General features: G+C 74.3%; 13 protein-coding genes. 7 read left to right on the plus strand and 6 right to left on the minus strand.

Annotation, left to right across the window (positions count from 1 at the left end):
- Positions 1 to 54 precede the first annotated feature (54 nt).
- A complete protein-coding gene (locus tag ACEPPI_RS20630) occupies positions 55 to 870 on the minus strand; it encodes a PP2C family protein-serine/threonine phosphatase (RefSeq protein ID WP_373916709.1) in 816 nt (271 codons plus the stop codon).
- Positions 871 to 1,537: 667 nt separating this feature from the next.
- Here ACEPPI_RS20630 and ACEPPI_RS20635 point away from each other — a divergent pair.
- Positions 1,538 to 2,797: a serine hydrolase domain-containing protein gene (locus ACEPPI_RS20635; RefSeq protein WP_373916710.1), complete on the plus strand. Its 1,260-nt coding sequence runs from the start codon at positions 1,538 to 1,540 to the stop codon at positions 2,795 to 2,797.
- Positions 2,798 to 2,924: 127 nt separating this feature from the next.
- Positions 2,925 to 3,278, plus strand: coding sequence for a VOC family protein (locus ACEPPI_RS20640; RefSeq protein ID WP_373916711.1), 354 nt, complete (start codon positions 2,925 to 2,927; stop codon positions 3,276 to 3,278).
- A gap of 168 nt (positions 3,279 to 3,446) precedes the next feature.
- Here the strand turns inward: ACEPPI_RS20640 and ACEPPI_RS20645 are convergent, their stop codons facing one another.
- Positions 3,447 to 3,971, minus strand: coding sequence for a GNAT family N-acetyltransferase (locus ACEPPI_RS20645; RefSeq protein ID WP_373916712.1), 525 nt, complete (start codon positions 3,969 to 3,971; stop codon positions 3,447 to 3,449).
- 107 nt (positions 3,972 to 4,078) lie between these two features.
- Entirely contained in the window at positions 4,079 to 4,996 is a 918-nt protein-coding gene (locus ACEPPI_RS20650; RefSeq protein WP_373916713.1) for an MBL fold metallo-hydrolase, read from the minus strand.
- A gap of 103 nt (positions 4,997 to 5,099) precedes the next feature.
- Here ACEPPI_RS20650 and ACEPPI_RS20655 point away from each other — a divergent pair, with 103 nt between their 5' ends.
- Both ACEPPI_RS20655 and ACEPPI_RS20660 read left to right on the plus strand, forming a co-directional pair.
- On the plus strand, positions 5,100 to 6,032 hold the full coding sequence (locus tag ACEPPI_RS20655) for an AraC family transcriptional regulator (RefSeq protein WP_373916714.1): 933 nt from the start codon (positions 5,100 to 5,102) through the stop codon (positions 6,030 to 6,032).
- A gap of 113 nt (positions 6,033 to 6,145) precedes the next feature.
- A complete protein-coding gene (locus ACEPPI_RS20660) occupies positions 6,146 to 6,943 on the plus strand; it encodes a 3-hydroxybutyrate dehydrogenase (protein ID WP_373916715.1) in 798 nt (265 codons plus the stop codon).
- A 51-nt stretch (positions 6,944 to 6,994) separates the two neighbouring features.
- Here the strand turns inward: ACEPPI_RS20660 and ACEPPI_RS20665 are convergent, their stop codons facing one another.
- On the minus strand, positions 6,995 to 7,849 hold the full coding sequence (locus tag ACEPPI_RS20665) for an SDR family oxidoreductase (RefSeq protein WP_373916716.1): 855 nt from the start codon (positions 7,847 to 7,849) through the stop codon (positions 6,995 to 6,997).
- A gap of 123 nt (positions 7,850 to 7,972) precedes the next feature.
- Here ACEPPI_RS20665 and ACEPPI_RS20670 point away from each other — a divergent pair, with 123 nt between their 5' ends.
- The gene (locus tag ACEPPI_RS20670) at positions 7,973 to 8,425 is read left to right on the plus strand and encodes a MarR family winged helix-turn-helix transcriptional regulator (protein WP_373916717.1); all 453 of its coding nucleotides are present in this window, start codon (positions 7,973 to 7,975) and stop codon (positions 8,423 to 8,425) included.
- Positions 8,426 to 8,464: 39 nt separating this feature from the next.
- Here the strand turns inward: ACEPPI_RS20670 and ACEPPI_RS20675 are convergent, their stop codons facing one another.
- Entirely contained in the window at positions 8,465 to 9,091 is a 627-nt protein-coding gene (locus ACEPPI_RS20675) for a response regulator (RefSeq protein ID WP_373916718.1), read from the minus strand.
- Positions 9,088 to 10,218 (minus strand): ATP-binding protein, encoded by a 1,131-nt coding sequence (locus tag ACEPPI_RS20680; RefSeq protein ID WP_373916719.1) that lies wholly within the window; start codon positions 10,216 to 10,218, stop codon positions 9,088 to 9,090. The genes ACEPPI_RS20675 and ACEPPI_RS20680 overlap by 4 nt, the downstream gene beginning before the upstream one ends.
- 147 nt (positions 10,219 to 10,365) lie before the next feature.
- Here ACEPPI_RS20680 and ACEPPI_RS20685 point away from each other — a divergent pair, with 147 nt between their 5' ends.
- Together ACEPPI_RS20685 and ACEPPI_RS20690 are read left to right on the plus strand one after the other, a co-directional pair.
- A complete protein-coding gene (locus ACEPPI_RS20685) occupies positions 10,366 to 10,953 on the plus strand; it encodes an RICIN domain-containing protein (protein ID WP_373916720.1) in 588 nt (195 codons plus the stop codon).
- 204 nt (positions 10,954 to 11,157) lie between these two features.
- Positions 11,158 to 12,030 carry a D-hexose-6-phosphate mutarotase gene (locus ACEPPI_RS20690; RefSeq protein WP_373916721.1) on the plus strand — a complete coding sequence of 291 codons (873 nt, stop codon included), beginning with the start codon at positions 11,158 to 11,160 and terminating at the stop codon, positions 12,028 to 12,030.
- Positions 12,031 to 12,177 lie beyond the last annotated feature (147 nt).

Below are 12,177 nucleotides of genomic sequence, written 5' to 3' on the forward strand. Positions count from 1 at the left end.
GCGTGACACGCGCGGCGGGGAAGTCGGGCGCACGGCGGCGGGCGCCGGGACCGGTCAGCCGAGGTCGTAGCCGATGGCCAGCACGGCGGCGTCGTCGGCGTGCCCGGTGGAATCGGCCACCTTCAGCACCTCGGCGGCGAGCTCGTCGGGATCCCCTCCCGCGGCGTCCCGGACCAGTCGCAGCACGCGCGCCAGCCCCTCCTCGATCGGGAACGCCGGCCCCTCGACCACCCCGTCCGTGAGCAGGACGATGGACCCCGCGCCCGCCAGGGTGCGCCGGGTGACCTCGTAGCGCGCTCCGGGCAGCGTGCCCAGCGGCGGGCCCCCGGCGTCCTCGGCGATGCCGTAGCGGCCGTCGGCGGTGGCCCAGACGGCCGGTACGTGGCCTGCCCGTGCGCCCGCGATCTCGCCCGTACGCGGATCGACGCGCAGCAGGGTGCAGGTCGCGAACAGTTCGCTGTCCATCGCGAGCAGGACCTCGTTGACCCTGTTCAGGACTTCGCCCGGGTCGGCGATGACGGAGGCCAGGGCGCGCAGGCAGACCCTGACCTGGCCCATGAAGGCCGTGGCCGCGACGTCGTGGCCCTGGACGTCGCCTATGGAGAAGGCGACGGCGTCCTGCGCCACCAGGAACCCGTCGTACCAGTCGCCGCCGATCTCCAGCCCGCGCCGGGCGGGCGTGTACCGGGCGGCGGCGCGCAGTCCGGGCAGGGCGGGCAGGGTCGCGGGCAGCAGCTCCCGCTGGAGGGCCTCGGCCAGCTCCACGCGGGCCTGGTGCAGCTCGGCCCCCTCCCGTGCCTGGGCGGTGAGCTGCCCCAGCATGCTCAGCAGGTCGGCGCTGTCCGGCCGAGGGGGGCGGCGCCGGGTCACGGACCGCTCCGAAGTACGTCCATGTGCCTCTGCTTCCGCCTTCGCTTCCGCCTTCGCTTCCGCTGCGCGGGATCCTGCTCATCATATTTCCGCTCGCCGGGGTCCGCGCAGGCGGCGGGCCGGTACGGGGCGGGCGTGCACGGCATCAGCCCTGGTCAGGGCGGGTGGCGGGCCGGGGCGGGTGCGGGGCGGGGCGAGACCGATCGGACCGAGCCGCGGCCAGTCGAACCCGGCGCACGCGCCGCCGGAGCCCTGCGGACCCCGGAGCCCCTCACCGGGCGGCGGGTGCCGAGCCGGGCTTCCCGTACGCCCGTCTCCGCGGGTCGCGCGTCGGCTCCTCGGGCTCCGACCCCGGGTCGGACCGGTCACGTGTCCGGCGCCGGCGGCGCGGCGGGCCGGTCGCGCCCGGAGAAGCCTGCCCTCGCCGCTGCCCTTTCGGGCAACCCCCGTCAAATGGTGGCGCCGAAGGCCTCGTTGACGGAGCGTGACGGGCTCCGGTCGGGTCGTCGAGGACGTCCCGTCCGGGAGGCCGGTGTCAGGCTCCCGGTGACGTTCCGTAGGATCTTGACCAACCCGGCCGTCAACTGCGTTGTTCGGCAACCCAGTCGGCGGCCGTGGGGTACCCCGACCAGTACCCGACCGATCGAGGATCAACGTGCACCTCCCCATGAACCGACGTCTGGCCGTCAGCGCCGCCCTCCTGGCCGTCGTGGCCGGTGTGGCGCCGGCCACCGCCGCCCAGGCCGCTCCGGCCGCTTCCGCCGAGGCGGCGCAGGGCGCCGGGACCGCCCTGCCGGCGCCCGATCTGGAGGCCCTGCAGGCCGCGTTGCAGAACACCCTCGCCGCGGGGGCGCCGGGGGCGATGGCCCGGATCAGCGGTGTGGACGGCGTCCAGACCAAGACGGCGGGCGTCCGCGACAAGGTGAGCGGCGCGGCCATGGACACCGACGCCCGCTTCCGGATCGGCAGCGTCACCAAGACCTTCTCGTCCGTCGTGCTGCTGCAGCTGGTGGCGGAGAAGAAGATCGAGCTGGACCAGCCGGTCAACCACTACCTGCCGGGGCTGCTGCCGGACGACCGGATCACGGTCCGTCACCTGATGACCCACCGCAGCGGGCTGTCCGACTACACCAACGCCATGTTCAACAACACCGTGCCCGGCTTCGAGGCCGTGCGCAACAAGGTGTTCAGCTACCAGGAGCTGGTGCAGCTCTCGCTGAACGAGCCCCGCACGGGGGAGCCTGGCGCCGCGTACAGCTACTCGAACACCAACTTCGTGGTCGTCGGCATGCTCATCGAGAAGGCGACCGGGAACCCGGTCGTCAAGGAGTACGACCGCCGCATCATCAAGCCCCTGAAGCTCCGCAACACCTCCTACGTGCATCCGGACACGAAGATCAAGGGCCTGCACGCCAACGGCTACCTGCACCCGGACGAGGCCGGTGCACCGCTGGTCGACTCCACCGAGCAGACGGTGTCCTGGGCCCAGTCCGCCGGGGCGATGATCTCCAGCGCGGCCGACCTCAACACCTTCACCTCGGCCCTGGTGACGGGCAGGCTGCTCCCGCCGCAGATGCTCGACCAGATGCTCACCATGACCCCGACCGACGCGACCAACACCCGCTTCTACGGGCTGGGCCTGCGCCGGTACGACCTGTCCTGCGGCACCTCCGTCTACGGCCACACGGGCACCGTGCAGGGCTTCTACACGTACGCCTTCTCCACCCGTGACGGCAAGCGCAGCCTGGCCGCGATGGCGAACACCTCGAACCGGGGTGCGGCGAACACCGCACTCGGCGGCACCCTCGAAGCGGCCTTCTGCGGCAAGAAGCCGGTCAAGGCGACCGCGCGCGGCTTCGCGGCCACCGCCCCGGCCACCGCCCCGGCCCCGGCCGACGTGGACCTGCCGGAGCGCAACGCCCGCTGATCCGCGAACGCCCCCGTGCCACCGTGCCGCCCGTGCCGTCCCCCGTACGGCGCGGGCGGCACGGGTGCGGCGGCGTCCGGTGGTGTGGTGCCGGACCGCCCGGTCGCCGGACTGGCAGGATGGCGGCATGGAACGTGTGCTTGGAATCGGTGGACACTTCATGCGGGCCGCCGACCCGGTGGCCCTGGGCGCGTGGTACCGCGACTGTCTGGGGCTGGACGCCGACGAGAACGGCCTGTGGAGTCAGAGCGCCGGTCCGACGGTGTTCGCCGCGTTCGAGTCCGGGACCGACTACTTCGGTTCCCCCACCCAGCAGACCATGCTCAACTTCCGGGTCCGCGACCTGGACGCGATGCTCGCGCAACTGCGCGCCGGGGGCGCGGACGTGGCCGAGGAAACGCAGGAGATGGAGGGTGTCGGCCGGTTCGGCTGGGTCACCGACCCGGAGGGCAACCGGATCGAGCTGTGGCAGCCCGCCTGACCGCACCGGATCCTGCACGCCCTCACGCGAACACCGGGGCGGAGGGCCGCGGCGTCCACCGCACCGGCCACTGGATCGACCCGTCCGGCCTCCACCTCGACGGCGTGCCCGTCCCGGCCCGGTCGGTCCCGGCCGGGTGGTGCGGTGCGCGGGGGTGCGAGCCCGCGGTCAGAGGGTGATCCAGTACCGCCGCTTGGGTCCGACGAGGGTGTCGCGGACGTCCTCCAGGAGGCCGCCGCCCCGCTCGATGGTGCGCACGGAGGCCTCGTTCCCGGGGTCGCAGGTCAGCAGGACCCGGTCCATCCCGAGGACGCGCGCCTCGTGGAGGACCTCGCGCAGCGCCCAGCCCGCGAGCCCGCGCCCGCGGGCGGAGGGGCGGACGCTGTAGCCGATGTGGCCCCCGGCGTCGAGGAGGAAGCCGTTGAGGTAGTGGCGCAGGTCGATGGCGCCGAGGTAGGTGTCGCCGTCGGCGATCCACCAGTACGTCGCGTGGACGCGGCCCTGCTCGATCGGCGCCGTACGGTCCGCGTAGCCGTGCAGCCGCCGCGTCCAGGCGGCGAAGCCCTCGGGGCTGTCCACGTCGTCCTCGCGGTCCAGGCCGGCGCCGTCCATGTGGGCGTCCTGCCCCCACTCCTCCTGGGCGGAGAGCCAGGAGGCCCGGAGACGGCGGGTGGGGGCGATCAGCTCGGGCATGCCCTGGACGGTAACAGTCGGATGATCCGACCGTTCAATCCGGTCGGCGCGGCCGGCCGGACCGACCCGGCCGGTGCGGCCGGGTCCGGCCGGGTCCGGCCGTGGGATCAGCGGCCCGGACCGTAGGCGGCCCACCGGGTGAGGGCGAACCCCTCTCCCTCCGCGCGGACCTCCACGGCCCCCGGCCCGCCGAAATGCGCGGGTACGACCAGTTCCCGTTCGGCGGCGGCACGGGCGAGGATCCGCCGGCGGGTGGCGGCCGCCTGCGCCGGGTCCATGCAGAAGCAGCTGTTGTGGGAGGGGTCGAGGATCTGGACCGGGCTGTGCAGGAGGTCACCGACGAAGACGGCGCGCTCGCCACCGGAGTCCAGGCGCAGCACCGAGGAGCCGGGGGTGTGCCCGGGGGCGGCTTCGAGGGTGAGGTGCTCGTCGATGCGGTGGGAGCCCTCCCAGAGGACGGCCTGGCCGGCCCGGTGGACGGGCGCGACGCTGTCCTCGTAGATCAGCCGGTCGTCCTCCCGGACCCCGTCGCCGTAGCCGCCCCGCGGGCCGAAGTGGAAGTCGTCGGCGGCCGGCAGGAGGTATCGGGCGTTGGGGAAGGTGGGCACCCACTCCCCCGCCTCGTCCCGGGTGTTCCAGCCGACGTGGTCGCCGTGGACGTGGGTGTTGACGACCACGTCGACCTCCTCGGGGCTGACCCCGGCACGGTCGAGGGCGCCGAGGAAGTCCCCCTGCCAGTGGTGGAAGCGCGGCGAGCCGGGCCGCTCGCGGCCGTTGCCCACCCCGGTGTCGATCAGGACCGTACGGCCGCCGCTGCGCAGGACCCAGCTCTGCAGGGCCACCACGGCGAGGTCCTCCTCCGGGTGCCAGTGGTCGGGCGCCAGCCAGTCCTCGTTCTCCTTCCACATCCGCTCCCCGGACGTGGGCACGAGCCCGAGCGAGGGGACGAAGGGCCCCTGCCACTCGACGACCCGGATGACCTCGACGTCCCCGAACACCATGCTCTGCTTGCTCTCGTTCTCCATGGACCCGACTCTACGGAGGGCCGGTTGAGTGGCTCAATGCCCCTTCGGCTCATGGGGATACGCATGCGTCTCACGTCTTGACGCCCGTGGGTAGCCTGGACGGATGGACGTGGTGAGCGACGCTATCTCGGCCGTACGCATCGGGCGGCCCTCCTCCGACCGGGTGCGGATCGGCGGCAAGTGGTGCGCGCGCTTCGCGCCCTACGAGGGTGCCGGGTTCCACGTGGTGCTCCAGGGCGGCTGTTGGCTGCTGCCCGACGGCGGTGCGCCGGTCGCCCTCGGCACGGGTGACGCGGTGCTGCTGCCGCACGGCGCGGGGCACGTGATCGCCGACGGGCCCGCCGACGCGGCGGCCGTGGCGCGGGCGGTGCCGTTCGAGGAGGCCGTGGCGCGCAGGCGGGGGCGGGAGCCGGACACCGGCCCCGGGGACGGGCCGGGGGTGGTGGAGATGCTGTGTGGCAAGTACCGGCTCGACCGGAGCCGGACGCACCCGCTGATGGCCGAACTCCCCCAGGTCGTCCACCTGCCGAACCGGGTCGGCAGCCACCCGGAACTCCGCTCGGCCATCGACCTGTTGGGGCGGGAGATGGACGAGCGGCAGCCCGGCGCGTGCATCGCGGTGCCCAGCCTGCTCGACCTGCTCCTCGTGTACATGATCCGTTCCTGGGTGGTCGCCGAGGGCACCCCGGGGACCTGGCCGGCCGTCCTGGGCGACCCGGTCACGGCCGCCGCGCTGCGGGCGCTGCACTCGGACCCGGCCTCCGCGTGGACCACCGAGCGGCTGGCCGCCGAGGCGGGGGTGTCGCGCCCCACCCTGGCCAGGCGGTTCACCTCCCTGGTCGGCCGCCCGCCGATGGCCTACCTCACCTGGTGGCGGCTGAACCTCGCCGCGACCCTGCTCAGGGACTCCGACGACCCGCTGGCCACCGTCGCGCGCCGCGTCGGCTACGCCACCCCGTACGCCCTGTCGCACGCCTTCAACCGCGAGTTCGGCACCACGCCCGGCCGCTACCGCACCCTGGCGGGCACGGCCTGAGCGCACGGGCCGCCGCCCGGCGGGGGTGGTGGGCGTGGGCACCACAGCCGGGGGCGGGAGTGTGGGGGCGGGCCACATCGGAACGGGGCGCCCGGGGCTCTAGCGTGCCGTGCATGACAAGCGGATTCACCACCTCACTCGGTGGAACGGCGGGCGGGGGCGCGGGAGCCGACCTCGCGGGGCGCGTGGCGATGGTGACCGGTGGGGGCGGGGGCATCGGGCGGGCCTGCGCGGTGGCGCTGGCCGCCGCCGGGGCCCTCGTGCACGTCGTGGACGTCGACGCGCGGGCCGCCGCGGCGGTGGCGGAACAGGTCGGGGGGCGGGCCCACACGGCCGACCTGGCCGACCCCGCCGCCGTCGAGGGGCTGCCCTCGGCGGTCGACGTCCTCGTCAACAACGCGGGACTCCAACACCTCTCGCCCATCGAGGAGTTCCCGCCGGAGCGGTTCGAGACGCTGCAACGGGTGATGGTCACCGCCCCGTTCCTGCTGCTGCGCCGGACCCTGCCGCACATGTACGGGCGCGGCTGGGGGCGGGTGGTCAACATCTCCAGTGTGCACGGGCTGCGGGCCAGCCCCTTCAAGTCCGGCTACGTGACCGCCAAGCACGCCCTGGAGGGGCTGAGCAAGGTCACCGCCCTCGAAGGGGCCGCGCGGGGGGTGACCAGCAACTGTGTGAACCCGGGGTACGTGCGCACACCGCTGGTGGAGCGGCAGATCGCCGCGCAGGCGCAGGCCCACGGCATCCCGCCGGAGCGGGTCGTCGAGGAGGTGCTGCTGCGCGGGTCCGCGATCAAGCGGCTGATCGAACCGGAGGAGGTGGCGTCGGTCGCCCTGTGGCTCTGCGGCCCGCACACCGCCCACGTCACCGGCGCGTCCTTCCCGATGGACGGCGGCTGGACCGCCGCGTGAGGCGGGGCGCGGGCGGGGGCGCGGGGACCGGCGCCGGCCTCCGCGCCGGTGTCAGCGGACCCAGCCGCCGGTCAGTGCCTGCACGGCGGACCCGTCCGCGTCCGCGAGCTTGGGGGCCACGAACGCGCGGGCCCAGTCCGAGGTCTGCACCCGGAACGGGGGCCGGTCGGCGGTCAGGGCGTCCACGATCGGGCGGGCGGCCTCGGCCGGGGTCTGGGCCGTGGTGAAGGACTGCGTCGTGCGCGCGATGTAGGTCTGGAGGGCGTCGCCGTACGGGCCCGCCGCGGCCACCATCGCCGGTACGTCCACGCCGATGCTGGCCACGAACTCGCTGGCCACCGCGCCGGGCTCGACGACGGTGACGTCGACGCCGACCGTGGCCGCGACCGGGGCGAGGGACTCCATGAACCCCTCCACGGCGAACTTGGCCGCGCAGTAGGCCTCGTTGAAGGGCTGGCCGATGACACCGCCGACACTGGTGACCGTGATCACGCGCCCCCGGGAGGCGCGCAGGTGAGGCAGGGCCGCGCGGGTGACCTGGACGACGCCGAAGAAGTTGACCTCCATCGTGGCGCGGACGTCGTCGATCGTGCCCTGCTCGATCGTGCCGACCCGGCCGGCGCCCGCGTTGTTGACGACCGCGTCGAGACGGCCGTACCGCGCGAGCACCTCCTCCAGGCAGGCGTCGACGGAGGCGGCGTCGACCACGTCCAGGCGCATGACGTCGACGAGGCCCTCGACCCCGGACTCGGCGGCCGCGGCGCGCAGCGGTGCGGCCTTGCCGGTGTCGCGCATGGTGGCGACGACCTGCCATCCGGCCTCGGCGGCGGCCACCGCGGCGGCCAGACCGATGCCGGAGGAGGTGCCGGTGACGAGGACGGTACGGGGGGCGTGCGGCGTGGTCATGGGGTGCTCCGGGGGGTGGGGCGGGGACGGCGCCGAGGGACGGGCCGACGCGCACAGGTTTATGTGCGTGCACACACACCATAGAGATATGTGCGCGCACACGCAAACGGGTAGGCTCCCCCCATGGCTCGTACCGACCTCACCATGGGTGAACTGACCCCTCGCGATCACGCCTTCTACGGCCTGATCTGGGCGGGCACCACGCTCTCGGCCCGCATCGACCAGGCCCTGTCCCGGGCCCACGAGCTGCCGCTCTCCTGGTTCGAGGTGATGCTCTGGCTGAGCGCGCAGCGCGAACCGGTCGCCGCCTCCGCCCTGGGCTCCAAGACGCTCCTCAGCCGCAGCCAGGTCTCCCGGGTGGTCGACCAGCTCCAGGCACGGGGCCTGGTGGAGCGCCTCCCCTCCGCCACGGACGCCCGTTCCGTCTCCGTGGCCCTCACCCCCGCCGGGCGCACGGCCTTCGCCGAGGCCGACGCCACCCGTCGCGAGGCACTGCGGGAGGTCTTCGACGAACGGCTCGACGACGAGGACATCCGGGCCCTGGAAAGGGTCTGGGCCAAGCTCAAGGGCAAGTGAGCGGCGGGCGGACCCGGTCGGCCGTCGGCCGCGGGGACCTCAGCCGTCGAGACCGTCCTCGCGCACCCGGCGGGCCAGGTCCGTCTTGGTGTACGTCGGCCGGCCCGCGCGCCGGTACTTCTCCTTGACCTGGTCGAGGTAGTACTTCGCGGTGTTCGGGCTGATCCCGGCGCGCCGGGCGGTCGCCTTCAGGGTCAGCCCGGAGGCGTAGTCCAGGAGCACCTGCCGCTCCCGGGGCGCCAGCCGCGGCCGGTCCGGGCAGGTGTCGTGCGCCCAGGCGAAGGCCAGCTCGGGCGAGTGGGCCGTACCGCCCCCGGCCACCGTCTCGACGGCCGCGACCAGGGTGTCCAGGTCGTGGTCCTTGGTCAGGTAGCCGTCCGCGCCGGCCGCCACCACCGCCACGATCCGGGCCCGGTCGGCCACCGTGCTGATCACCAGGACCCGGCTGCCCGCCGCGCGCAGCCTGCGGACGTTGTCCTCGGGCGCGCAGGAGTCCCGCAGCACCAGGTCGAGGAGCACCACGTCAGCCGCGCGTCCCGGCCCGGCGAGCAGCGCGTCCACGGTCGCCACCGCCGCCAGCAGCCGCAGCCGGGCGCCCGAGGCCAGCCAGGAGCTCAGTCCGTCCAGCATCATCCGGTCGTCGTCGACGACCGCCACCGTGATCACGCCGGCCAGCGCAGTTCGACCCGGGTGCCCTCGCCGGGAGCGCTCTCCACCCCGGCGAGTCCGCCGATCGCGGCCATCCGGGCGTGGACCGAGCGGCGCAGCCCGGTCCCGCCGCTCCCGTCCGCCGCGGCCGGGTCGAACCCGGCGCCCCGGTCCACGACCGTGACCGTGAGGTTCCCGTCCCCGTCGCCGACGGCGGTCAGGAAGGCTTCTCCCGTCCCGGCGTGGCTCCGTACGTTGTTCAGCGCCTCACAGACGGCCGCCTCCAGGACGACGGCCACCGCGCGGGGGACGGCGGGCAGTGCGTGGTACTGGGCGGCGACCCTCAGTCCCAGGCACTCCGCGGAGCGTGCGGCCGCCTCCAGGGCGGCGCCGACGGCCGTGGCCGCCGTCGCCCCGGGGACGGCTCCCCCGCGGCGGCGCGGCGCGCCGTCCTCCTGCTGGACGAGCCGCCTCAGGTAGGCCGCCTCCCGCGCGCACCGCTCGCGCACGGGCGCCGCGTTGGCGTCGACGCGCCCGGCGGCGATCGTGGTCAGGGTGGCCAGGACCGTGTCGTGCAGGGCCGCGTGGTGGGCCATCCGCTCGGCCTGGCGGGCCCGTGCCGCCTCGGCGGTCACCGCCTGGCTCTGGGCGGCGTCCAGCAGGGCGCCCTGGCGCCGCAGGTACCACCAGAACACCCATGCCATCACCGTGGAGGAGAGCACCGCGTTGAGGTGGCCGAGCAGTTCGGCCGAGTGCTCGCCGGCCACCACCAGGTGGACCGCGAGGGAGGTCGCGAGCAGCAGTACGGCCGACGTGGCGGCGCCCCGGACGCCGAGGCCCGCGGCGGCGGCCGAGCTCGCCGATCCGCCCAGCAGCATCAGCCAGCCGCTCTGGGACACCGTCGGACCGCCGAGGGCCCACCAGGCGGCCCACGGCAGGGCGCAGCCCGTCACCAGGACGTCGCACCACACCCAGCGGCGGCCGAACCAACCGTCCGCGCGGGCCGTGCCGTACAGCGTCAGGCTGGTCGCGACGGCCGTGGCGAGGATCCCCCAAGCGGCGGGCGCGCCGGGCGTGTGCCGGGCGACGGACACCACGCCCACGGTCAGGTGGCTGGCCCGGTAGAGCCCGGTGGCCAAGATCATGAACTGCTGGGCGCGCTGAAGCCCCGAGCCCCCACTCACCACAGCCTCCGCAGTGAACACACCCCCCTGAAAGGGTGGGTACCGGGTATTCAGTGGATCTCGCTAGGTTCTTCGCGTCAAGGCCGTCGCGAGACAGGAGATGACCGCGTGGCTCGAAAGTCAGGCAGGCTCGGCAGGCACGGTGTGGTGACTGCCCTGATCGGATTGTCCGCCCTGCTCATGCCCACTTCGGCGCAGGCCGCCGAGAACCCCGGCATCCGGTACACGACGAGTTTCCGCAGCGCGGCCATCTACGAACTGCGTGCCGCCGTCAGCTGGAAGTGCCTCGACCTCCGCGGCGGCGGGGCTCCGCACGCCGGGCAGGTCGTCCAGACCTTCGACTGCAAGACGGGGCTGCACCAGCGCTTCCACTTCCAGAGCCTGGGCAACGGCAACTTCACCGTCGGCGCCTTCGGCACCTACTGCCTCGGCCCGCAGGGCGGCAGCCCCGCGCCCGGCGCCCCGATCGCGCTGACCACGGGCTGGGGTTGCTCCACCTTCACGTGGAACCACCGCGGCACTCCCGAGTACCCGAACCGCTGGGAGATCGTCGAAGCGAGCACCGGTCAGTGCATCCGTGACACGGGCCGCCGTTCGCAGGCCGTACTGGGTGCCTGCGGCAGCACCACCACCCCGTGGCCCGAGGTGTGGGCCCCGCTGTTCGACCAGTACTGGAACTACGACCAGATCGGCTGAGGCCGGCCGCGAGCACCGGACCGGGCGGGCCCGACGGGGGCCCTTTCGAGCACGGAACGGTACGCGGCGCACGCGCGGCACGGCACGGCACGGCAGGCGGCACGGCGGACTTCAGGACCCGCCGTGCCGCACCCGCGCGCGGTCCGGGGCGTGTCCCCCGGGGCCCGACTTGACTCTCTTGTGCGGATTCTGAAGAGTCGGCGCATGAACGACAACCTGCTCGCCCTCCCCGTCCTCGAACAGCTCGCGCCGTCGGTCACCCGCCGCCGGATCGGCGAGATCCCGCTCCTGGTCGTCGACCACCCGCGCGTCCGGGGAGCGGTCAGCCTCCAGGGGGCCCAGCTGATCGCCTGGCAGCCCGCGGGAGCCGCACCGGGGCTGTGGCTGGGCGAGCGGAACGCCTGGGTGGCGGGGACCCCCGTCCGGGGCGGAGTGCCACTGTGCTGGCCGTGGTTCGGCACCGTCGCCAGGCCCTCGCACGGCTTCGCCCGGACCCTCGACTGGGACCTCGTGTCACACGACACGACCGAGGACGGGGTCGTGCTGGTGTTCCGGCTGGAGGCCTCGGACGTCACGCGCGCCCTGTGGCCGCACGAGTTCACGCTGACCACCCGGATCACGCTCGGCGAGACCTGCGGCATCGAGGTCGAGGCGAGCGGCGAGCACCGGAGCACGGCCGCCCTGCACACCTACCTGCAGATCGGCGACCTGGGCGAGGCCGAGGTCTCGGGACTCGGCAAGCACTACCGCGACAACCTCCTCGCGTCGGACGTGTCGGACGCCGGCGGCGCGGTGACGCCGACGGACCACATCGAACGGGTCTACCCCGAACCGGACGAGATCGCCCTCGTCACCGACCGGGCCCTCGGCCGGGCCGTCGAGATCGCCCACCACGGGGCGAGCGACGTCATCGTCTGGAACCCGGGCCCCGAACTGGCCGCGGGCATGGCCGACCTGACGGACGAGGACCACCGCCACTTCCTGTGCGTGGAGACCGGCCGGGTCAACACCCCGCTGGAGGCCGCGCCCGGCCGCCCCGCCCGCCTGGGCCTCACCCTGCGCCTGCTCCCGGCCTGACGCCGAGCGGCCCGGCCCCGAGCCGGCAGGGGGGCGTGACGACGACGGTGAGAGTGCGGGGCCGGGCGCCCGTCAGCCGAGGTAGTCCTCGGGGCCGGCGGCCCGGTTTCGGCCAGGCCCGCGGGCGGACGGACCGGGCGGCGGCGG

The organism is Streptomyces sp. AB3(2024) (assembly GCF_041862025.1).
Taxonomy (GTDB): domain Bacteria; phylum Actinomycetota; class Actinomycetes; order Streptomycetales; family Streptomycetaceae; genus Streptomyces.

What these genes read in the sequence shown, in the direction of transcription:
- ACEPPI_RS20680 (WP_373916719.1), bottom strand. Translation starts at nt 10,218, where the DNA reads ATGATCTTGGCCACCGGGCTCTACCGGGCCAGCCACCTGACCGTGGGC.
- ACEPPI_RS20660 (WP_373916715.1), top strand. Translation starts at nt 6,146, where the DNA reads ATGACAAGCGGATTCACCACCTCACTCGGTGGAACGGCGGGCGGGGGC.
- ACEPPI_RS20650 (WP_373916713.1), bottom strand. Translation starts at nt 4,996, where the DNA reads ATGGAGAACGAGAGCAAGCAGAGCATGGTGTTCGGGGACGTCGAGGTC.
- ACEPPI_RS20670 (WP_373916717.1), top strand. Translation starts at nt 7,973, where the DNA reads ATGGCTCGTACCGACCTCACCATGGGTGAACTGACCCCTCGCGATCAC.
- ACEPPI_RS20635 (WP_373916710.1), top strand. Translation starts at nt 1,538, where the DNA reads ATGAACCGACGTCTGGCCGTCAGCGCCGCCCTCCTGGCCGTCGTGGCC.
- ACEPPI_RS20665 (WP_373916716.1), bottom strand. Translation starts at nt 7,849, where the DNA reads ATGACCACGCCGCACGCCCCCCGTACCGTCCTCGTCACCGGCACCTCC.
- ACEPPI_RS20690 (WP_373916721.1), top strand. Translation starts at nt 11,158, where the DNA reads ATGAACGACAACCTGCTCGCCCTCCCCGTCCTCGAACAGCTCGCGCCG.
- ACEPPI_RS20645 (WP_373916712.1), bottom strand. Translation starts at nt 3,971, where the DNA reads ATGCCCGAGCTGATCGCCCCCACCCGCCGTCTCCGGGCCTCCTGGCTC.
- ACEPPI_RS20655 (WP_373916714.1), top strand. Translation starts at nt 5,100, where the DNA reads ATGGACGTGGTGAGCGACGCTATCTCGGCCGTACGCATCGGGCGGCCC.
- ACEPPI_RS20640 (WP_373916711.1), top strand. Translation starts at nt 2,925, where the DNA reads ATGGAACGTGTGCTTGGAATCGGTGGACACTTCATGCGGGCCGCCGAC.